Genomic DNA, 21,263 nt, shown 5'->3' on the forward strand with positions numbered 1-21,263 from the left:
TGCGGACCCGACTGCTAGCCCTTCGTCGCGCCTTCCGCGAGTCCCGCGATCAGGTAGCGCTGCAGGATGAGAAACACGACCGCGATCGGCAGCGCGACGAGAATCGTGCCGGCCGCGAACATCGTGAAGTTGTTGCCGACCTTGTCGTTGATGAAGCTGAACAGACCGAGCGCGATCGTGAACTTTTCCGGCGAACGCAGGATAATGCGCGGCGTCAGAAAATCCATGAACGGCGCCATAAACGTAAACAGCGCCACGACGGCCAGAATCGGCCGCACGAGCGGGAACAGGATGCGGATGTACGTCGTCAGATGCCCCGCGCCGTCCATTTTCGCCGACTCGTCCAGATCCCGCGGAATCGTGTCCATGTATCCTTTGACGAGGAATACGTTCATCGGCAGACCGCCGATCACGTAGAAGATGATGAGCCCGGCGAACGTATCGAGCAGGCCGACGAGGTTGAGCAGCAAATAAATCGCCACCATGCCCATCAGCACGGGGAACATCTGCATGAGCAGCACTGCATAAATGCTGTTTTTGCGGCCCGCGAAGTGGTAGCGGGAGAAGACGAACGCGACGAGTCCGACCATGATGACGGAAAACAGCGCGTTCAGCACGGCGACGTAAATCGTGTTTTTGTACCAGAGCACGTAATCGCTGCGCGGATCGTAGAACAGCCACTTGTAGTGCTCGAGCGACAGCGAGTCGGGAATCAGCTTGGAGCTGAACATGCTCGTCCCCGGATTGAGCGAGATGCTGACCGCCCACAGCAGCGGGTACAGGATGACGGCGAACATGATCAGGACGACGAGGTAAATGCCGGCCACTTCGAGCCTGGACTTGAGCTTGCGACCCATCAATACATGCCCTCCTCGCGGAACGAGCGCGTCCGGCGGAATTGAAAAAAGGCGAAAAGCGCGACGACGAGCCCCATGATGATCGAGATCGCGGCGGCCATCTTGTAGTTGTTCTGGTCGAACGTGAGCGTGTACACCCAGGAGATCAGAATGTCGGTCGCGCCCGAGCTCTGCCCCGGGACAGGCGGGCCGCCTTTATTGAACAGGTAGATAATGTTGAAGTTGTTGAAATTGTACGAAAACTGCATGATGAGCAGCGGCGCGGTCGCGTACAGGACGTGGGGCAGCGTGATGAAGCGCATCTTGTCCCAGCGGGAGCCGCCGTCGACGTCGGCCGCCTCGTACCAGTCCTTGGAAATGCTCTGAAGCACGCCTGTCACGAGCGTGAACACATAGGGGAAGCCGAGCCAGATTTGCACGAAAATGATTGCGAGCCGCGCCCAGGTCGGGTCGGTCAGCCACGGAATCGAAGTGCCCAGCAGCGACATGACGTCGCGGTTGACGGAGCCGAACGTATCGTTGAACATCGCGGCGAACACGAGCACCGTCATGAACGACGGCACGGCCCAGGGCAGAATGAACACGGTGCGGATCAGCTTTTTGAAACGGACGCGCGCGTCGTTCACCAGGAGCGCGAGGAAAAAAGCGAGCGCGATCTGCAGACTCGTCGCGACCAGCGTCCACACGACCGTCCAGGTGAGCACCGCGAGCAGGCTCTTCGTCCATACGGCTTCGGTGAACAGCGCGGCGAAGTTGTCGAACGCGACCCAATCGAGCAGATGCGCGGGCGGCGAGTTGTACAGATTGTAGTTGGTGAACGCGAGACAAATCATGAACAACAGCGGGAAAATGACGATCATCGTCAGCAGCATGAACGTCGGCACGATGACAAAGTAAGGAAAGCCATGCTCCCAGCTGTCGTGAAAAGCCTGGCGGACGGACGGGATGCGCAGTCCTTCCTGCTTTTTGGCCGCGTCCCGGTAGGCGTCCCGCATGTTGAGCGCGTACGCCGACGCGAACAGGATCAGCAGGAGCGCCGCGATGATGCCCTCGACGAGCAGCGTCCTGGAGTCGTCGATCTCGGGATTGCTGCCGAGCGTGACCAAGCCATTAATGCCGTTTACGATCGGCGCTGACAAGGCAATGCCGACGGCTGCGGCAAGGAGCAGAAAGATCGTGCCCTTGATATAACGGCGGTTGGCATATTGTCCGATGCCGGGAATGACGGACAGCAGCGCCGCTGTTCGCGGCCGGAGTCCTTCGATCCTGCGAGGCCCGCCTGTTGCGGCTTGTTGAATTTGCATGAGGTGACACCTTCCTTAAAAAGAAGAGGGGCTTCTATGTAAGCCCCTCCTCCCGATTCTATGTCGAGCCGCGCTTGCGATCAGGCGCCCGTCATCTTGATCTTGTCCTCGATCTGCTTCACGGCGTCGTCCATCGAGCTTTGCACGTCCTTGCCGCTGGCGATGAACTTGAGCGCATTGGCCATCGGGTCCCATACCGTATCGAGCTCCGGCACGGTCGGGAACGGCATGCCGTACGTGTTTTGCTGGGAGAAGCCGAACACCAGCGGATCGCCCGTCAGGTCCGAGCTCGTGAGCACGCTTTTCACCGGCGGCACTTCGCCCGTCTGCTTGAAGTAATAGAGCGAATTTTCTTCGTTCGTCATGAAGGCGGCCAGATCGGACGCCCACTCCGGCGACTTGGAGAACTTCGAGAGCATCCAGCCCTTGACGCCGATGAAGGAGGTCGGGTGCTTGCCGTTTTCAAGCGTCGGCAGCGGCGCCACGCCGAGGTTGTCGCCAAGCTGCTTTTTCAAATCCTGAATCGCCCACGGACCATTGATGATCGCGCCGACTTTGCCCTGTCCGAACAGACCGCCCACGATGTCGCCGTTGACGTCCTTCGGAATGTAGCCCTTCTGGAACCAGCTTTGAATCAGCTGGCCGCCCTTGACCGCGCCTTCCTTGTTGAAGCCGATGTCCTTCGTGTCGAAACCGCCGCTGCCGTCCGGCTTGAAAATATAGCCGTCGTTGCCGCCCATGAACGCCCAGGCGTAATAAAAGTTGGTCGCTTCGAAAAGGAAGCCGTACTGCTGTTTTTTGGCGTCGGTCTGCTCCGCCATGATCTTCTCGAGATCCGCGATCGTTTTTGGCGCTTCGGGCACGAGCTTTTTGTTGTAGAAGAGCGCGTACGTCTCTGTGACGGCGGGCAGTCCGTACAGCTTGCCGTCCTGGCTGAGCGCGGCCAGCGATTCCGGCGTATAGGCGGACAGCGTCTCTTGCGGAGCTTTGATCTCCTGCACGAGTCCTTTGATGACAAGCGCGCCGATGCCGGGCTGGTAGAACAGGTCGGGGCCTTTGCCCGCCGGGCCGTCAAGCGCCAGCACGTCCGGCTGGTCGTTCATCGCGACCGGCTTGATGTTGACCTTGATGCCCGTCTGCTCGGTATATTTCTTGGCGATCTCCGTGGAGACGGCGATCTTGTCCGCGTTGTCGTCCTGCCAGATCGTGAGCTCTGCCGGCTTGGCGGGCATGTCGGACGAGGCCGACGCGGACGCCGAAGGCGATGCGTTCCCGGCGGCGGATGCCGATGCGCTCGGCGAGGCGGACTGACTGGCGGACGGCGAAGCGGCGTTAGTGTCGTTGTTGCCGTTGCCGCCGCAGGCGGACAGCGCGCCGGCGACGAGCAGCGTGCCGAGCGGAATGGCGATTACCTTTTTGTTTAGCATTTGATCGGACTCCCTTTCCCTGAGGACCCTAGGATGGTTGGATGGTTGCGGCGCTTGGCTGCCGCATGGATCTTGCTTGCCTTCATGTTACGGCAGAGCGGGAGGGGCCAACTACCAACCTGGTGACCGGTAATCGCAAGATTGTGACCAGGGAGAGAAAAGGCCGGATTGACCGGCGGAAACAAAAAAAGCGCAGCTGCAGCGGCTGCGGGCAATGAAGCTCGGGCTTTAAGCGAGGTTTTACGCATTTAGCGCAGCGCTTGGCTTATGCGGTTGATCATCTTATATGGGCATGAGACAATCAGGAAATGCGGAATTGAATTGAAAACGAGGAGGTTGTTGCTATGCAGTACCGTTCATTGGGTCAAAGCGGGCTTCAGGTATCGGCGATCGGACTCGGCACGAACGCGTTCGGCAAGCGATCGGACCGGGAAACGTCGATCCGGATCATTCATGAGGCGCTGGACGGCGGCATCAATATGCTGGACACGGCCAACATCTACGCGGGCACGCAGTCGGAGTCTATCATCGGAGAGGCGCTGGCGGGGAGACGGCATGAAGCGGTGCTGGCGACCAAGGCCGGACTGCCGATGGGACAAGGCCCGAACGACAGAGGTTCGTCCCGTTTCCACCTTCGGCGGGAGCTGGAGAGCAGCCTGAAAAGGCTGAAAACGGACTATGTAGATCTGTACCAGATTCATACGTTCGATCCGGGAACGCCGCTCGAGGAAACGCTGCGCACGCTGGACGACCTGGTCGCTTCGGGCAAAGTTCGCTATATCGGCGCCTCCAATTATGCGGCTTGGGAGCTCATGAAGGCGCTCGGCATCAGTGAGCGTCGCGGGCTCGAGCGCTTCGTCTGTACGCAGGCCAGCTATTCGCTCGCCGACCGCACGCCGGAGACCGAGCTCATTCCGCTGTGCCTAGACCAGGGGGTCGGGCTCATTCCGTACTTCCCGCTTGCAGGCGGCATTTTAACCGGCAAGTACGGCGTATCCGGCGACACGGCGCCGGAAGGCTCGCGTGCGGACACCGATCCGTCGTTCCGCCGGTTTCTCGGCGGCCGGGCGGACGAGCTTGGGCGCCAGGTCGCCGCGCTGGCGGAGGAGCTTGGCGTCCAGCCGGCGGTGCTCGCGATCGCCTGGCTGCTCGCCCGTCCCGCCGTCGCCACGGTTATCGCCGGCGCGACCCGGCCCGAGCAGCTTCGCGCCAATCTGGAGGCGAATGCCCTTCATTTGTCCGAAGACACGCTGAGCCGGCTGGACCGGATCAGCGAGGACTTCCGGCAGGGCAATCCGTTCGCCGTCTATCGGTTGTCTTAATCATGCGTTTGCGGCTGAGCGTGATGCCCCTCGCCCTTCCCCGGCATATCCTGCGCCGGGTCGGGCGAGATTTTGTGCGGAATCTCGCCCTGTGGCAGCGGACCGTCTTCGCCCAGGTAGTAGTGCTTCACAGGCTTCATATCGTCGCCGAATTCGTAGACAAGCGGTATTGCCGTCGGAATGTTGAGGTTGACGACGCCGTCCTCTGGCAAGTCGTCCAAATACCGGATCAACGCCCGAAGCGTGTTGCCGTGCGCACACAGCAGCAGCTTGCGGCCCGCCGCCAGCTCGGGCAAAATGTTTTTCTCCCAATAGACAAGCACGCGCTCTGCCGTGTCGTCCAGGTTTTCCGTCAGCGGAACTTCGCCGTCTATATTTTTGTAACGGGGATCGTCGCCTGCATACCGCTCGTCATCGCGCGCAAGCGCCGGCGGCCGCTCGCTCACGGACCTGCGCCAGAGCAGTACCTGATCGGCGCCGTAGCGATCCGCCGTCTCCGCTTTGTTAAGGCCCTGCAGCGCGCCGTAATGGCGTTCGTTGAGCCGCCAGCTCTTCGAGACCGGAATCCAGAGCTGATCAAGCTCGTCCAGAATAATGCCCATCGTACGAATCGCCCGCGTCAGCACCGACGAAAAGGCGGCATCGAAGGCGAATCCGTTCGTGCGCAGCACCTTTCCCGCCTGCCGCGCTTCCTTCAGCCCCTGCTCGGACAGATCCGAGTCGGTCCACCCTGTGAAACGGTTTTCCAGGTTATATTCGCTCTGACCATGCCTCACGAATACGATCTTCATGCCGCTCCCTCCATTTCCTTTCGCTTCTCGTATTATAACCGCAATCCCGCTCCGCGACATTCGCCCAGGGTGTTCAAATCGGCCGCCAGCATGTATAATGGACCGGACGATAATCGGCCCCGGCTTTTCTGAGAGTGGAAAGTCCTACTATCAACGGACCATTCGGAGCGAACCGCGATCGGTACGACGGCGCATCAACGATCCCGGCAACTCCGTTCATACGCGAGAGGAGTTTTTTTTGTTGTTGCAAAAATTGAAAAGCAACTGGTTCTTCAACACGCGCAGAGACATTCTGTCCGGGTTGACGGTCGCTTTTGCGTTAATTCCGGAAGCGATCGCTTTTTCGATCCTGGCCGGCGTCGACCCGATGGTCGGCTTGTACGCGTCTTTCTGCATCGCCGTGACGATCTCGATCGTCGGCGGCCGTCCCGGCATGATCTCCGCCGCGACCGGCGCGATGGCCTCACTCATGGGGCCGATCGTCGCCAAATACGGCATCGAATATATATATGCCGCCGCGCTGTTGACCGGCATCATTCAGTTCATCATGGGATTGTTGCGGTTCGGACGATTCATTACGTTTATCCCGCATTCCGTCGTAACCGGCTTCGTTAATGCGCTCGCGATTATCATTTTTATGGCGCAGCTGCCGAACTTCGAGGGCGCGAACTGGCAAATGTATGCGATGGTGGCAGTTACGCTGGCCATTATTTATTTGTTCCCGCTGCTGACCAGAGCCGTCCCCTCCGCGCTTGTCGCGATTATCGCGATGACGATCGTCTCGGTCAGCCTGGGGCTCGACCTGCGGACGGTCGGCGACATGGGACCGATCACGCAGAAGCTGCCGCTTTTCCATTTTCCGGACATCGACCTCACCTTCGATGCCATCTGGCGCATCGTGCCGATCTCGCTCGCGCTTGCGGTCGTCGGCTTGACCGAGTCGCTCATGACCGCGACGATCGTCGACGAGATGACCGAGACCAAGAGCGACAAAAACCGCGAGGTGCGCGGGCAAGGCATCGCCAATGTCGTCTCCGGCCTGTTCGGCGGCATGGCCGGCTGCGCCATGATCGGCCAGACGGTCATCAACGTCAAATCCGGCGGTCGTTCGCGACTCTCGACGTTCGTGGCGGGCGTCTTCCTGCTGTTCCTGATCCTCGTGCTGGGCGATGTCGTCCGCGTGATCCCGATGGCCGCGCTCGTCGGCGTCATGATCATGGTGTCGATCGGCACATTCGACTGGCGTTCGCTTACTACGCTTGCGAAGATTCCGCGCAGCGACGCGCTCATTATGATCGTCACCGTCGGCATCGTCGTCGCTACGTCCAACCTCGCGCTTGGCGTGCTCGCGGGCGTCGTGCTCAGCGCCGTCAATTTCGGCTGGCGCTCCGCCCGGATCAAGGCGCATGCGGATCTGGCCAAGGACGGCCGCAAAGTATATCGTATCACCGGCCAGCTCTTTTTCGGTACGATGAATCACTTCGTGAACTTGTTCGACTACAAGGAAGATCCTTTGGACGTGACGATCGATTTCTCCGCTTCCCACGTATGGGACCACTCGGCCGTGACCGCGATTGCAAAAGCCATCGAGAAGTACACGCAGTACGGCAAGACGGTTCGGATCGTCGGCCTCAACGAAGACAGCCGCCGTCTCCTCGAGCGCGCCGGTCTTCCGATCGCCGCATCACGTTAACGCACGGCCCCGATCGGAGCGTTAAAACGCAAACGGTACGAAGCATGATTCGCGCTTCGTACCGTTTGCGTTTTAGATCCTTCCCCGGTTACCGTCGCCGAATGGCGCACCTTGCCCAATCGACTGCCCATTCAATAATCGTCTATATAGGTTGCCCTGTCACTGACCTGTCACTGACCTGTCACTGCCTGTCGCTCGCCCGCCATCTCCCGCACCGTTTCGCCGCAATGCCTGCAAATATACATCAATTCCCTCCCACGACGACCCTTTGGAGAAAAAAAGATGCAAATATGCATGCATTTTCCTCCATAGACCTCATTTCCGGCTTGAGCTTCAAAATTGCCTGCACATTTGCAGGTATTTCTTCAAGCGTCGCTGGTCGGCAGAAAATACATGTACAAATGCAGGCTTTATGCCCGCCAAACATCCGTAAAGCGCCGGCATGCAGAAAAAGCGCCTCCTGTCCGCGAATCCCCGCCATTCAAGCGTCGTTCAAGCTTGCGAATCCGCCGGATAGATGATGCCGATCTGCCGTCTGGCTTCGTCCATGACGTCGAGAACCGCGATCATCCGCTCATGCGTATTGATCTCCGATTCCGGCTTGCCTTCCCGAACGAGGTTCACGAACGCCTGCAGCTCGTAAACCATCGAATGCTCGGATTGCGGCGCGGACAATTCCTCTTCCCTGCCGTCCCGGTATCGGACGCGCACGCGCTCCGGCTGGCTGATCTGATCGATCAGAATGCTTCCCTCTTCCCCCTGAATCTCGCTCGGCGCATACGAATTGGTAATCTTGGAGTACATGACGACCGCCTCCATGTCCGCGTACCGCAGCAGCAGGCTGCCCTCGCCGTCGGCGCCGGATTCGAGCATAACGCCGCTCGCCTTGACTTCCAGCGGTCGGCCGAACCAGCAGATCGCCGGATACAGGCAGTAGATGCCCAGATCCATCAACGCCCCGTTCGAGAGCGCCGGATTAAAGGCGTTCAGCACCGTTCCCGCACGGTAGGCGTCGTAGCGCGAAGAATACTGACCGTAGTTTCCGACATAGCGACGCACCTTGCCGATCGAAGGCAAAGCGCGCTCGATGGCCCGGAAGCTGGGCATGAACGTCGGCTTCATTGCCTCCATGAGCAGCACGCCGTGCTTGCGCGCTTCCTCGATCATGCGCCGCGCCTCGGCGCCGTTCGATGCGACCGGCTTTTCGCAGAGTACGTGGATGCCGCGCCGCATGAACAGCATCGCTTGCTCCGCATGGTACACGTTTGGCGTCGCGATGTAGACGGCATCGATCCGGCCGCCCGCCGCCATCGCCTCCATATCGTCATAGGCATGCGGAATGCCGTACTGCGCGGCATACGCCTCCGCCCGCTCCAGCGAGCGCGAGCATACCGCCGCCGCCTCGAAGCCTTCCGCTTCCTTGGCTGCCGCGAGCAGCCTGTCCGTGATCCAATTGGTACCGACAAGTCCGAATCTTACCGTCATGAGTGTATGGCTCCTTGCGCATTTGGTATTGGATAGCGGATTACCTTACAGTCCTAATTAGATCACAAGCCTTCGCGGAAAAACAAGTTTCGGTAGATGTACTTCGAGCCGGGCGGTTTGAAATCAAGGGCGAGATAACCCGGCGCGCCGTCCACGGCGCGCAAATCGCCGGCGATCACGCAGCTTCGGACTAGCCGGTTTACCGCGCTTCGTTCGCTGCGCGCCATCGCCGACGCCAATGCGAGCGCATATCTGCGGTCCGTCGCCAGCGCGCGGCAAAACGGAAGCAGCGCGGCAGCGACAGCCCGATGCGCGCCGGGCGCGAAGTAAAATTGGACGCTGCCCGGCGGTATCGTAATGCCCGTGGCATAGGCATCCTGCGTTCCCGGCGAGGGGTAGTCGATAAAGTATCCGATGCCGTTGGTCCCGAGGCCTTGTTCCAGCCGGCCTGCGAGCGGCGAGGCTGCCCGCAGCTGCCGCTTCATGTCGTCCAGCCGGAGCTCGACGACGCTGCGCGACCAGCGATTCGCGAACCGGCCGTCGGAGGCGACTTTCCGATAGAAGGGCAGCATGGCGCGCGCCGACAGCCGCAGCGCGCTTGCTACGCTTCGAATATCCGGCGTATCGCCGCCGCATCGGCAGGCTGCCTTCTTGTCCGCGGCGCAAATATCCCCTCGCAATAATAGGGGGCGGCTCCGTTTATGCCCGATCGGTCCAAAACCCGACGCAAGCCGGCAAGCCTTTTTCCCAACATTCCTCGCAACCGTCATCGCGAAGCCCCTCTCTTCATCCTTGCGTATCGTCGCTCTCCCGATAGGATATGAGGGACACCGCTTGCGCGGAAGCAAAACGTTCGACAAGAAATCTGGAAAAACAAATCTTCGCTTGTCAAATCGGAATGAACTGTATAGAATCGACAAAGGATTTATACATATTCGTAGAATAATGGAGGTTAACATCAAGTGACGAGGCAAGAAATCGGCATTCACGAACGGCCTCCGCTGGGCCAGAGCCTCATGCTCAGCCTGCAGCATCTGTTCGCCATGTTCGGCTCCACGGTGCTCGTGCCCAACCTGCTTGGCGTCGATCCCGCCATCTGCTTGTTGATGAACGGCATCGGCACGCTGCTTTACATTTTTATATGCCAAGGCAAGATTCCCGCTTACCTCGGCTCCAGCTTCGCGTTTATCGCGCCGGCCGGCGCGGTCATCGGGAATTACGCCGATCCCGGCGACGGATATGCTGCGGCGCTCGGCGGATTTTTAGCGGCAGGCGTCGTCTTCGTCCTCGTTGCCCTGATCGTGCAGTTCGCGGGCACGCGCTGGATCGATGTCGTCTTCCCGCCGGCCGCCATGGGCGCGATCGTCGCGGTCATCGGTCTCGAGCTGATCCCCGTCGCGGCCGGCATGGCCGGCTGGATACCGAGTTCGGGCAGCGCGGACTGGTCGCCGGACGGCACCGTCATTATCGTGAGCGTGTTCACGCTGCTCGTCACCGTTCTCGGCTCGGTGCTGTTCCGCGGATTCATGAAGATCATTCCCATTTTGTTCGGCATCGTGGCGGGCTACTTCCTTGCCTGGACGCTCGGGCTGACCGACTTTACTCACGTGAAGAGCGCAGACTGGCTGGCGTCGCCGACGTTTACCGCGCCTTCGTTCGAATGGTCGGCCATGCTCACGATCCTGCCGGCTGCGCTCGTCGTCGTCGTCGAGCATATCGGCCACTTGATCGTCACCGGCAATATCGTCGGCAAGGATCTGTCCAAGGACCCGGGCCTGCACCGCTCGATGCTGAGCAACGGCATCTCGACGATCCTGTCCGCTTTTACCGGCTCGACGCCCAACACGACCTACGGGGAAAATATCGGCGTGCTTGCGATTACGCGGGTCTATTCCACCTTTGTCATCGGCGGCGCCGCCGTAATCGCGATCGTGCTCTCCTTTTTCGGCAAGCTGTCCGCGCTCATCGCAGCGATCCCCACGGCGGTCATGGGCGGCGTGTCGCTCCTCCTGTTCGGCGTCATCGCGGCTTCGGGCCTGCGGATGCTCGTCGAATCGAAGATCGATTACAGCAAGCCGGTCAATCTGTTCCTGACGACGATCGTGCTCGTCACCGGGCTGTCCGGCGTCAAAATTACGGCCGGCGACTTCTCGCTCTCCGGCATGGCGCTCGCCACTGTCGTCGCGATCGTCATGAGCCTCTTGTTCAAGCTGTTCGAGATGCTTGGTTGGTCGAACGAGAAGGAATCCTCGCATTAAAGCGATACGAGAAAAACCGTCGCCGGCACGATGCCTGCGACGGTTTTTACGTTATGAAGTTCATTCAAGCCATCCCGAACCGTTCCAGCTGCTCCCATTGCCCTTCGACCCGCAGGATCTCGGACTGCTTGTCGCCGATCAGGTCGAAGTGCGGAAAAGGTCTCCGCGCATGAATGTACGCCGGGTTCAGTCCGTGCAGCGAGCACCAGTCGGAGAGCTTGTCCAGGTCCGCACAGCCAACCTTGGTGATCGTCTTGACGCCGGGAAATCGGGGCTCGAACCAATAATGCGTTAAAAAAGCGATCTCGCCCGCGGCCACCTTTCGCTTCCAGGCCTCCAGCTCTTCGCGTTTCACCCCGAACGCCATGCGTCTTGCCTCCTTGTTTTATCCGCGGATCGAGCGCTTCGCCCGGATATCCTCCGCCCACTTGGACAGCATCTCCTGAATTTCCGCCGGACGGGTCGGCTTGCTCAAGAAGTCGTTCATGCCCGCGGCCAGGCAAGCTGCCCGGTCCTCCTGACGGGCAAATGCGGTCAGCGCTACGATAATCGGACGCCGCTGCTCGGGCAGCAGCTCCCTGATCTTAGCGGCCGCCTGCAAGCCGTCCATCGCCGGCATCTGCACGTCCATCAGCACGAGGTCGAACGGTTGCGCGATTGCCGCATTCACCGCGGCTTGTCCGTCCGATGCGATGACCGGCTCATAACCAAGCTTGTTCAGCATGGCACGGATAATTTGCTGGTTCACCGCGTGATCCTCGGCAACCAGAATCCGCATCGGTCCGAAACGCGTCGCGTCTTCCGTCCCTGCAGAAGCGTCCCCCGCCGATTCGGCGACTGCATCCGTCGCAGCCGCTTGCTCGGGCTGCGCATGCGAGGACATCGTGAACCGGAATGTCGATCCCTGACCCTCGATCGTATCGAAACCGATCGTGCCACCCATGAGCTCGACCAGCTTTTTGCAAATGGACAGCCCGAGCCCTGTGCCTCCGTATTTGCGATTCGTGCCCGAGTGCAGCTGGGAGAACGCTTGAAACAGCTGGCCCTGCTTATCCTTCGGAATACCGATGCCCGTATCCTGCACGGCAAATTCGACCAGCATCGCTTCCTTGTTCCTGGTCGGCATTGCCCTGACGAACAGGAATACCGACCCCGTATCCGTAAATTTAATGGCGTTGCTTAACAGGTTGACGAGCACTTGACGCAGACGCATTGGATCGCCGAACATAAGATCCGGCACGCCGCCCTCGAACTGGAGCTTCAGTTCGATTTGTTTGTCCGCGGCCTGAACCTTGAACAGCTCGAGCGCTTCTTCTACCGTGCTGCGCACCGCGATCGGCTCATAGTGAAGCACGAGCTTGCCCGCTTCGATCTTGCTGAAGTCCAGAATCTCGTTCAGGATGTGCATTAGCGACTCGCCGCTTCGACCGATGACCTCCGCATAGCTCCGCTGCTCTTCGGTCAGCTCGGTGTCGAGCAGCAGCCCCGTCATTCCGATGACGCCGTTCATCGGCGTTCGCAGCTCGTGGCTCATCACCGACAAAAACTCGGATTTGGCCCGGTCCGCGCGTTCGGCGCTTTCCTTTGCCTGGATAATTTCCTTTTCGCCGGTGACGTCGCGGAACACGACGACGGCGCCCTTGGGCACGCCGTCCTCGTAGGTCGGCGAGATCTGATAGTCCGCAAGAAAGCTCGTGCCGTTGCTTTTCCAGAAAATCGCGTCCTTGTCCTGATAAGCCCTGCCCTCTCGCAGCGCCCGAAGCAGCGGAGATTCGTCGTCCCAGTAGCTCGCGCCGTCCGTACCGGTCTGCAGCAGGTCGCGCAGGGCGGATACGTCCGGCAAGCTGTCCTCGCGCAGGCCAAGCATCAAGGCGCCCGACTGATTGATAAACGTAAAATTCCCTTCCTCGTCCAAGCCGAAGATGCCCTCGGAAGCCGAGTTCAGGATGCGCGCGTGCTCTTCGTTTAATTTGTGAATGCGCTCTGTATGCTGCTTGGCCGCCGTTATGTCCGTCGCGATGCCGTAAAATCCGACCGTCTCTCCGTTCACGACGATGGGGACATTCGTGATGCTGAGCGTGAGGATGTCGCCGCCTTTGCGGATCAGCCGCGCTTCGTACGTCTGCGGCGTGCCTTGAATCGCAAGATTAACGTGGTGCGTTAGCTTCGACAGATCTTCCGGATAGGTAAGCGGCGCAAACGTCAGCTCTCGGAGCTCCTCCTGGTCATACCCGGTCAACTGCTCCATCGCCGGATTAATCTTCGTAAAGTTGCCCGCCAGGTCAAAAGAACAAATCGGCGTATCGTTCAGGTCGAACAGGCACCGGTACCGGCTCTCGCTTTCCATTAATTTCTCTTCAGCGCGCTTGCGGGCGGTAATATCGATGGAAATGCCGTAAACGCCGACGACCTCGCCGTCCACGACGATTGGGATGTTGGACACGTTGGTCTCTATTTCGCTCCCGTTCTTGTGGATGATCGTCACTTCGTAATTCTGCGCTTCGCCGCGTGCCGCAAGCGCGAAATGCTGCGCCGTCTTCGCCGCGTATTTAGGCGGCACGAGCGGACCGTAATGCATTCCGATCAACTCTTCGAGCGTATACCCGGTCAGCTTTTCCAGATTCGGATTGGCCGTTAAATACTCTCCCTTCAGATTCATCGAGTACACGGCGGACTGGTTGTATTCGAAAAGCGACTTGTAGCGCTGTTCGCTCTCCTGCAGCCGCTGCTCGAACTGCCTCTGTTCGGTAATGTCCTGGACAGAGCCGAGCAAGCGCGACGGCCGGCTGGAATCGGTGTCGAGCACCTCCCAGGCTCCCTCGAGGATGCGGATCGATCCGTCAGGATGGATAAGCCGGTAAATGACCGAATCCTTGAGCGTATCGGCGGACACTTGGTCCAAATGGCGGTGGATTGTCAGACGGTCTTCCTCCGGAATGTTCGCCATGGCGGAGTCGATGCTGCCCTGCTCGTAGCTCTCCGGCAGGGCGAGCACGCGTTTCGCGCCCTTGGACAACGTAATAAGGTCCCTCTCCAGATCGATCTCGTAGGTGCCCATCCTGGCGATCCGCTGCGCCTCGTCGAGCTTGTCCTCGTATTGCTTGCGGTCGCTTACGTCCCGAGCGACGGACAATACGCGGTCCGCTTGTTCCGAGTCGTCCCAGATCACCTGGGACCACACCTCGAACCAGAGGTACCGGCCATCCTTGCGGCGGACGCGGCGGAGAAAAAATTGATCGTTCGAGTAAAGCTTGCCCGGACGGCTCATCTCGCTCGCATCTTCGGGATGGTAATAGCTCTGGCGCATGTTACGGGTCATTTCCTCCGGCGTGTATCCAAGCACTTCCTTGCAGGAAGGAGAAATATAGAGCAGCTCTCCGTCAAGCGAGCTCACCGATACGAGATCGTGAGAATTGCGGGTGAGGAGCATATAAAGATGACGGTTATTCAGCACGGGAATCCGTTCCGTCTTTTGGCTTGTGATGTCCAGCATCTCCGCGCACAAGTAAAGCGCTTCGTCCGTCCGGGGATCTCTCACCGACGACAAGCGTATGCGCACCCAAATGAAGCGTCCGTCTTTGTGCAGCAGACGCTTCTCGATCTCCCCCATATAACCGCTCTGCGCTTTGCACCTGTCCGCTGCAGCGCGATAGAAAGACGGGCGGTTCGGATCGCGGTCTGTAATATCGGGAAAAGGCACCCCGAGCAGCTCTTCTTCCCGGTAACCCAGCATATCGCACAAGGCGGGATTAAGCTTGAGCAGCGTATCGTCCGATGCGGAGATAACAGCAAAACCGTTCAATGAAAAATTGGTGGCTTGCTGGAAGATAATGCCGTAGTCCAAGGAAGAAGTCATCCGCGAGCCTCCAGGTTATCAGGTAAATCGCCTGTCTGTTTGAGCCGAATGGCGAAATTTTTCGTACTGATTATACCATGCGCTCCTTGCGAAAAAATACCAGTCATACGCGCAGGCTACTTGCCTTCTCCAATAATAAACCGTTCCGACCTTCGCGAATCATCTTCGGGCACCTTCGAACTGCTCGCGCGCAAGCTCGATCCAGGCCTTCGCGGCAAGCGGGAGGTACCCTTCCCGCCTCCATGCCATCACCAGCTGCCAAGGCAGCCCTGTTGGGGCCAGCTCCACGGTTCGCACGCGCTCGGGATGAAGCTGCGCGCAGATCGTCGCGGGCAGCAAGGCAATGCCCAGCCCTTCGCCCACCATCTGGACGATGAAGTCCCATTGAGAGCTCTCGGCGACGATATTCGGACTGAAGCCCGCGGCTTCGCAAGCGGCCGTGATCCTTCCGCGAAGCGTGAACTCCGCGCGGAACAGCACGAACGGCTCGGCCGCCAACGCCTCCAGCGCAAGCGTCGTCTCGCTTGCAAATCGGTGGCCGGCCGGGAGCACGACCATCATGCGATCGTCGATGACGATATACGAGTCGTAGAACGATTCGTCGATCGGCGTCTGCAGAACGCCGGCATCCAGCGATCCCGCCCGCAGATCCTCGTCCAGCCGAATGGCGCCCGCTTCGGACAGACGGATGGCGACGCCGGGATACAGCCTGCGATATTCGCCGATGAGGCCAGGGAAAAAGTTGGAGCCCGCCATCGGCGGCAGGCCCAGCCGGAGGGTTCCCTGGCGCAGCTCGGCCAGGTCGGCCAGCTCCCGGTGCAGCGCATCCATCTGCGCCCGGATCGGTGCGCCGTAACGAAGCACCGCCTCTCCCGCTTCCGTCAGCCGCGGACGCTTGCCTTCCCGGCTAAAAAGGCGGACGCCGAGCTCCTCCTCCAGCTGAATAATCGTCTTGCTGAGCGTCGGCTGCGCGATATGCAGGGCGTCCGCCGCCAGCGTGAAGCTGCCCCGTCTCGCGATCTCCGCTACGGCTTCCAAATGTCGAATATCCATTTCGCTTCCTCTTTCATAGCCATATGGAATGATATCCATTCTATATATTCATTTTACCTATGATCGGGGGATTCGTATACTATTTTTACGGTCAACAAAAGGAGCATGGAAAAATGAAAGCAGAAACGATTGTCAAAACCGCACTGCAAATCGGCTTTTATATCGTCTTGTCCCGCTTGTCCGATCTAGCGGCCGAAGCGCTCCATCTTCCGATCCCCGGCAGTATACTCGGCTTGCTCCTGTTGTTTGTGCTGCTCGAGCTAAAAATCGTCAAACTCGCCTGGATCGCACTCGGCGCAGAATGGCTCGTCGCGCAAATGCTGCTGTTTTTCGTTCCCGCCACGGTCGGCATCGTACGCTACAAGCCGATCCTCTTGCACAGCGGCGCCGCGATCCTCGCCACGATTTTTCTGAGCACGGCCATCGTGATGGCGATCGCAGGGTATGCCGGCGAGCGATCGGGCAGGGCGCGCCGCGAGGAGGCTGCATCATGATACCGTTCGCCTGGTTCGCGCTGACCGTCCTCGTCTACGTTTGCGCCAAACGGCTGTACGCGCGGACACGCAAGCTGTATCTGACCCCGCTCGTCGCCACGCCCGCCGTCGTCATCGCCGCGCTGGCGCTTAGCGGCTCTTCTTATGAAACGTTCGACCAGGGCACGCATTGGATCGGCGAGATGATCGGGCCGGCGACGATCGCGCTCGCCGTTACGCTGCACAAGCATATGAACGTGCTGAAAAAGCACGCGCGTGCCATCGCCGCCGGCGTAATTGCAGGCGGTCTCGCGGCCGTAGCCGTCTCCGCCGGGCTTGCCCGTCTGTTCGGACTGGCGGCGCCGATCATGGACAGTCTGGCGCCCAAATCGGCAACGACCCCGGTCGCCTTGTCGGTCTCCAGCGCGATCGGCGGCGTGCCGACGATCACGGCGGTCGCTACGCTCGCGACGGGACTGACGGGCATGCTCGTCGGCCCCTTGCTCGTGCGCTGGCTGCGCATCCGCAGCTCCGTCGGGCGCGGCGTCCTGCTGGGAACGGCTGCGCATGCCGCGGGCATCGCGAAGGCGTTCGAATACGACGCCGACGCCGGCGCTTGTGCGGGCATCGCCATGGTATGCACGGCATTCGTGACGCTGTGCACCACGGCGCCGATCATGTCCTTATTTCAATAATAGCCGGCTTTAAACGGATGCCTGCGTGCCGGACTTAGACGTCCTGGCCCCGATGACGAACCGCATGACGACATACAGCGCGAGAAAACCAGCCATGATCAGTGCGGAATACCCGTACATCCGGGAATAACCGGTCTGGGCGGCGATCGTCCCGAGCAGCACGGCGCCAAGCGCAACGCCGAGATCCGTAGAGTTGTAGTACATGCTGTTGGCAAAGCCGTGGCGTTCCCTTGGCGTGCTGCGCAGCATCCAGGCTTGCAGCGTCGGCTGGATCGCGCCGAAGCCAAGTCCGTACAGCAGCGCCGAGACGATGAGCTGGGGCATGCCCGTCGTGCCCGAGAGCACGAGCATGCTGGCCAAAACGCAGGCGGCTGCCGGGATAAGGACGGCGGCATGTCCCCTGCGGTCGAAGATCCGTCCGGCGATCGGCCGAACGAGGATGACGGTAATGGCATTAAAAAGAAAAAACATTCCGACTTGCGCGATATGCACGCTTTCGCCGAACAAGGCGATGAAGCTGAGCAGGCCGCTATACGTGATGGACAGCAGCATATTTAATACCGCGGGAAGAACAAGCGGCTTGACTGTATTTGCAGGAATGCTTGCAGTCGGGGATAATGCTGTCGATTTCGTCTCGATCGCTGATTTAGTTTCCTTCGCAGCGCCGGATGCCGCCTCTCGCTTTTCCCTTTTTCCGCCGCGCGCGGATCCGGACATGAGCAGTACGCCCGCCGACAACGCCGCCGCTGCGGCGCTCGATAACGTCAGTGCGGGGAATCCGAGCCCGTTCATCAGATTCATGCCGATCACCGGGCCAAGCGACATCGCAAGACTCGTGGACAGTCCGAAATAGCCGATGCCCTCGCCGATGCGATCCTGCGGAATGATCCGCGCCACGAGCGTCGGGATGATCGTGCTCGCCGTTCCGAAGCCGACGCCGTACAGTACGCGAATGACGATCAACGATCCTATCTCGTTCGCGTAGGCGCACAGAAATGTCGTCAGCACGGCTGCCGCCAAGCCCGTATACAGCAGCGCCGTACGACCGAGCTTAGGCATCAGCGACGCCGTCGCGAAGCGGCTGGCGATCGCGGCTAAAGCAAATGTCGCGGTCACGAGGCTGACGGTCAAATCCTCGCCGCCCAATTCCCCTTTTACGTATATTGGAAGGGAAGACAATAGCATTTGCAAATTCAAAAACAATAAAAAGAAGCCTACCGTCAGGCCGATAAAAGCCTTCGTCCAAAGCGGGGCGGTTCGCTTGCTCTCGTTCATGCTGCATAAACTCCTCGTATGTTTGACCTGGATGAATTGGATGACTTGAATGAAAAACAGGGCGCCGGCTTCGCGATCGCGAGCGTTCGCTAACCCTTTAGCTGGTCCACATGCTTGCCCACGCGGTGCAGCAGGTTAAGCAACGTCTCATGCTCGTCCGCCGTCAGGCAAGAAGTCGCTTCGGCCAGCACGGCCGCCTCGATCGGCGCCGTCTCCCCGATCAGCCTGCGCCCCTCCGCTGTCGCCTCGATGAAGATCGCCCGCCTATCCGCATGGTCCGGTCGCCTCAAAATCCAGCCTTTGCGGACGAGATGGTCCACGATTCGCGTCGTCGTCGGCTTGTCCTTGCCCGCCCGCTCGCCGAGCTCGCGTTGGATTAATCCGTCGGACCGCGTGGCGTAATATAGCACCGACCATTGCTCGGGCGTAATATCGTAAGGTCTTAGCCGCTGCATCAGGCGATTGGACATCCGACGATAGACAAGCCCCGTCGTGAAGCCGAGCGAGCCTTCCAATCCTTCTCTTGTCATAACAGGATCACCTCATTTAGTTGTCACGACAACTATATAACTTTATTGCAGCCTCGTCAACAGGATCATCTGCACTTCTGCTTAAAAATAAGCCGTCCTCCGCACAATGAAGGAGAGGACGGCTCGTCGTTTAACCCGCGATAATATGGAAGCCTGCATCCACGTGTAGCACTTCGCCGGTGATGCCCCGTGACAGTCCGCTGATCAGAAACATCGTGGCGTCCCCCACTTCGGATTGATCGACGTTGCGGCGCAGCGGCGCCTTTTCCTCGACCGTGTTCAAAATGTCGTTGAAGCCCGAGACGCCCTTGGCCGCGAGCGTGCGGATCGGACCGGCGGACACCGCGTTGACGCGAATGCCGTATTTGCCGAGATCCTCGGCCAAATAACGGACGCTCGCCTCGAGCGCGGCCTTGGCGACGCCCATCACGTTGTAATTGCGCATGACGCGCTCGGCTCCCAAATAAGTCTGCGTTACGATGCTGCCGCCTTCCTTCAACAAGGGCTTGGCGGCTTTGGCGACGGCGACGAGGGAAAATGCGCTCGATTCCTGCGCAAGCAGATAACCTTCGCGCGACGTGTCGACGTACTCGCCGCCCAGCTCGTCCTTGTCCGCAAAAGCAAGCGAGTGCACGACGCCATGGATGGCGCCCGCTTCAGCGCCGATTCTGGCGAATGCCGATTCGATCGACGCGTCGTCGGATACGTCGCACTGCACCGTCAACAGGGGCTCGATGCCGCTCTCCGCGAGCAGCTTGGCAAGCTTTTCGTACGATCTTTCTTTGCGATAAGTAAAAATCAGGCGGGCGCCCTGCGCGTGCAGCGACTTGGCGATCCCCCAGCCGATGCTTCGTTCGTTGGCGATTCCCATCACGATGACATTTTGACCGTTAAGCAATCCAGACACTTTCATCTACCTCCGCTTGCGCTATTCATTCAAGATGATTCATTATAGCCCAATGCGACGGCGAAGGACAGGCTGGCAGCGCCTGAGCGGCTTGGCGTCGCCCGCGTTAGCCTGCGTTTTAGGCCCGTTCGGCTGCTGCGTCGGGATCCAAGCCCCGGGTTTCCTTACCCCACGCCAGCAGTACGATGACCCCGACGACGATCGCGGCGCAGAAAATCAAGAAGACGCCGGTGATCCCCGTCCCGCGTTCCAGCAAATAACCGACCAGATAAGGCCCGATCACGCCGCCTATGCGGCCGAACGAAGCGGCCATGCCGGCGCCGGTCGAACGGATGCGCGTCGGATACAGCTCCGGCGTATAGGCATACATCGCGCCCCACGCGCCTAAATTAAAGAAAGAGAGACAAGCGCCGGCCGTCATGAGCATCGCATCGCTCGTCGCCCAGCCGAACCACCACGCGCAAATCGCCGTTCCGATCAAGTAGATCGTCAGCACGAGCTTGCGCCCCAATTTCTCGATGAGCCATGCCGCGCTGAAGTAGCCGGGAAGCTGGGCGAGCGTCATAAATAGGACGTATTCAAAGCTTTTGACCAGACTGAAGCCCTTGAGCACCATCACCTGCGGCAGCCACAGGAACATACCGTAGTAGGAAAAGACGACCGTGAACCACAGCACCCAGAGTGCGAAGGTCGATGCCCGATATTGCGGCGCCCATAGTTTAGCGAACCGCTCCCGAAGCTTGATCCGCTCGCGGGTCAGCTGCTGCTCTCTGAACCTCGGCGCATCCTGTACCGCGCGGCGCAAATATATCGCGTACAGGCAGGGCAACGCGCCGATGACGAAGGCGGCGCGCCAGCCGTGGTCCGGGATGACGAAGTAACCGATAAGTGCCGCGGCGATCCAGCCGACGGCCCAGAAGCTCTCGAGCAGCACGACGGCTCTTCCCCGGTCCTCCGGCCGCACCGACTCGGACACGAGGGTCGAAGCCACGGGCAGCTCGCCGCCAAGACCGAAACCGGCTACGAACCGGAACAGGCACAGGACGGCAAAGCTCGCGGCCAGCGCCGATAAGCCGCTCGCGACGCTGAATACCAGCAGTGTGGCGAGCAGGACGACGCGCCTGCCATAGCGGTCCGCCATCGACCCTGCCACGGCGGCGCCGAACACCATCCCGACCGATCCGATCGCGGCCAGAAAGCCGAGCTGCTGCTTGCCTAGATCCCAGTCGGCCGCCAGCGCAGCCGCGACAAACGAGATCAGTCCGACGTCCATCGCGTCGAACAGCCAGCTGAGTCCCGCGCTGATCATGAGCTTGCGATGTCCTGTCCGCCCTGTC

18 protein-coding genes are annotated in these 21,263 nt (G+C 59.8%); 5 read left to right on the forward strand and 13 right to left on the reverse strand.

Annotated elements, in window-relative coordinates:
- Window positions 1-14: 14 nt before the first annotated feature.
- The 3 genes from ACFSR7_RS24135 to ACFSR7_RS24145 form a co-directional block, all read right to left on the reverse strand.
- A complete protein-coding gene (locus ACFSR7_RS24135) occupies window positions 15-857 on the reverse strand; it encodes a sugar ABC transporter permease (RefSeq protein WP_378165977.1) in 843 nt (280 codons plus the stop codon).
- Window positions 857-2,161 carry a sugar ABC transporter permease gene (locus ACFSR7_RS24140; protein WP_378165979.1) on the reverse strand — a complete coding sequence of 435 codons (1,305 nt, stop codon included), beginning with the start codon at window positions 2,159-2,161 and terminating at the stop codon, window positions 857-859. Before ACFSR7_RS24140 ends, ACFSR7_RS24135 begins: the two co-directional genes overlap by 1 nt.
- An 80-nt stretch (window positions 2,162-2,241) precedes the next feature.
- Window positions 2,242-3,588: an extracellular solute-binding protein gene (locus ACFSR7_RS24145; protein WP_378165981.1), complete on the reverse strand. Its 1,347-nt coding sequence runs from the start codon at window positions 3,586-3,588 to the stop codon at window positions 2,242-2,244.
- 344 nt (window positions 3,589-3,932) lie between these two features.
- On the opposite strand from ACFSR7_RS24145, the gene ACFSR7_RS24150 reads away from it, so the two are divergent.
- A complete protein-coding gene (locus ACFSR7_RS24150) occupies window positions 3,933-4,910 on the forward strand; it encodes an aldo/keto reductase (protein ID WP_378165982.1) in 978 nt (325 codons plus the stop codon).
- Here ACFSR7_RS24150 and gpmA read toward each other — a convergent pair.
- A complete protein-coding gene (gene gpmA / locus ACFSR7_RS24155) occupies window positions 4,907-5,701 on the reverse strand; it encodes a 2,3-diphosphoglycerate-dependent phosphoglycerate mutase (RefSeq protein ID WP_378165984.1) in 795 nt (264 codons plus the stop codon). The genes ACFSR7_RS24150 and gpmA overlap by 4 nt on opposite strands.
- Before the next feature lie 241 nt (window positions 5,702-5,942).
- On the opposite strand from gpmA, the gene ACFSR7_RS24160 reads away from it, so the two are divergent.
- On the forward strand, window positions 5,943-7,394 hold the full coding sequence (locus tag ACFSR7_RS24160) for a SulP family inorganic anion transporter (protein WP_378165986.1): 1,452 nt from the start codon (window positions 5,943-5,945) through the stop codon (window positions 7,392-7,394).
- 492 nt (window positions 7,395-7,886) lie between these two features.
- Here the strand turns inward: ACFSR7_RS24160 and ACFSR7_RS24165 are convergent, their stop codons facing one another.
- Both ACFSR7_RS24165 and ACFSR7_RS24170 read right to left on the reverse strand, forming a co-directional pair.
- Window positions 7,887-8,879 carry a Gfo/Idh/MocA family protein gene (locus tag ACFSR7_RS24165; RefSeq protein WP_378165988.1) on the reverse strand — a complete coding sequence of 331 codons (993 nt, stop codon included), beginning with the start codon at window positions 8,877-8,879 and terminating at the stop codon, window positions 7,887-7,889.
- 62 nt (window positions 8,880-8,941) lie between these two features.
- The gene (locus tag ACFSR7_RS24170) at window positions 8,942-9,559 is read right to left on the reverse strand and encodes a hypothetical protein (RefSeq protein ID WP_378165989.1); all 618 of its coding nucleotides are present in this window, start codon (window positions 9,557-9,559) and stop codon (window positions 8,942-8,944) included.
- 282 nt (window positions 9,560-9,841) lie between these two features.
- On the opposite strand from ACFSR7_RS24170, the gene uraA reads away from it, so the two are divergent.
- Window positions 9,842-11,137, forward strand: coding sequence for a uracil permease (uraA, locus tag ACFSR7_RS24175; RefSeq protein WP_378165991.1), 1,296 nt, complete (start codon window positions 9,842-9,844; stop codon window positions 11,135-11,137).
- Between the two features lie 64 nt (window positions 11,138-11,201).
- Here uraA and ACFSR7_RS24180 read toward each other — a convergent pair whose 3' ends face one another.
- The 3 genes from ACFSR7_RS24180 to ACFSR7_RS24190 all read right to left on the reverse strand — a co-directional run bounded on the left by ACFSR7_RS24180 (window position 11,202) and on the right by ACFSR7_RS24190 (window position 16,046).
- The gene (locus ACFSR7_RS24180) at window positions 11,202-11,504 is read right to left on the reverse strand and encodes a hypothetical protein (RefSeq protein WP_378165993.1); all 303 of its coding nucleotides are present in this window, start codon (window positions 11,502-11,504) and stop codon (window positions 11,202-11,204) included.
- Between the two features lie 18 nt (window positions 11,505-11,522).
- Window positions 11,523-14,993: a PAS domain-containing hybrid sensor histidine kinase/response regulator gene (locus tag ACFSR7_RS24185; protein ID WP_378165995.1), complete on the reverse strand. Its 3,471-nt coding sequence runs from the start codon at window positions 14,991-14,993 to the stop codon at window positions 11,523-11,525.
- Window positions 14,994-15,152: 159 nt separating this feature from the next.
- A complete protein-coding gene (locus ACFSR7_RS24190; RefSeq protein WP_378165997.1) occupies window positions 15,153-16,046 on the reverse strand; it encodes a LysR family transcriptional regulator in 894 nt (297 codons plus the stop codon).
- 113 nt (window positions 16,047-16,159) lie between these two features.
- On the opposite strand from ACFSR7_RS24190, the gene ACFSR7_RS24195 reads away from it, so the two are divergent.
- Both ACFSR7_RS24195 and ACFSR7_RS24200 read left to right on the forward strand, forming a co-directional pair.
- Entirely contained in the window at window positions 16,160-16,540 is a 381-nt protein-coding gene (locus ACFSR7_RS24195) for a CidA/LrgA family holin-like protein (protein ID WP_378165998.1), read from the forward strand.
- Entirely contained in the window at window positions 16,537-17,214 is a 678-nt protein-coding gene (locus tag ACFSR7_RS24200) for an LrgB family protein (RefSeq protein WP_378166000.1), read from the forward strand. Before ACFSR7_RS24195 ends, ACFSR7_RS24200 begins: the two co-directional genes overlap by 4 nt.
- A 9-nt stretch (window positions 17,215-17,223) precedes the next feature.
- Here the strand turns inward: ACFSR7_RS24200 and ACFSR7_RS24205 are convergent, their stop codons facing one another.
- The 4 genes from ACFSR7_RS24205 to ACFSR7_RS24220 all read right to left on the reverse strand — a co-directional run bounded on the left by ACFSR7_RS24205 (window position 17,224) and on the right by ACFSR7_RS24220 (window position 21,235).
- Window positions 17,224-18,489: an MFS transporter gene (locus ACFSR7_RS24205; protein ID WP_378166002.1), complete on the reverse strand. Its 1,266-nt coding sequence runs from the start codon at window positions 18,487-18,489 to the stop codon at window positions 17,224-17,226.
- Between the two features lie 89 nt (window positions 18,490-18,578).
- On the reverse strand, window positions 18,579-19,019 hold the full coding sequence (locus tag ACFSR7_RS24210) for a MarR family winged helix-turn-helix transcriptional regulator (RefSeq protein ID WP_378166004.1): 441 nt from the start codon (window positions 19,017-19,019) through the stop codon (window positions 18,579-18,581).
- 130 nt (window positions 19,020-19,149) lie between these two features.
- Complete coding sequence (gene fabI, locus ACFSR7_RS24215) at window positions 19,150-19,926, reverse strand: enoyl-ACP reductase FabI (protein ID WP_378166006.1); 777 nt, start codon at window positions 19,924-19,926, stop codon at window positions 19,150-19,152.
- Window positions 19,927-20,044: 118 nt separating this feature from the next.
- Entirely contained in the window at window positions 20,045-21,235 is a 1,191-nt protein-coding gene (locus tag ACFSR7_RS24220) for an MFS transporter (protein ID WP_378166115.1), read from the reverse strand.
- Window positions 21,236-21,263: the final 28 nt, after the last annotated feature.

The organism is Cohnella sp. GCM10020058, assembly GCF_042683485.1.
Lineage (GTDB): Bacteria > Bacillota > Bacilli > Paenibacillales > Paenibacillaceae > Cohnella.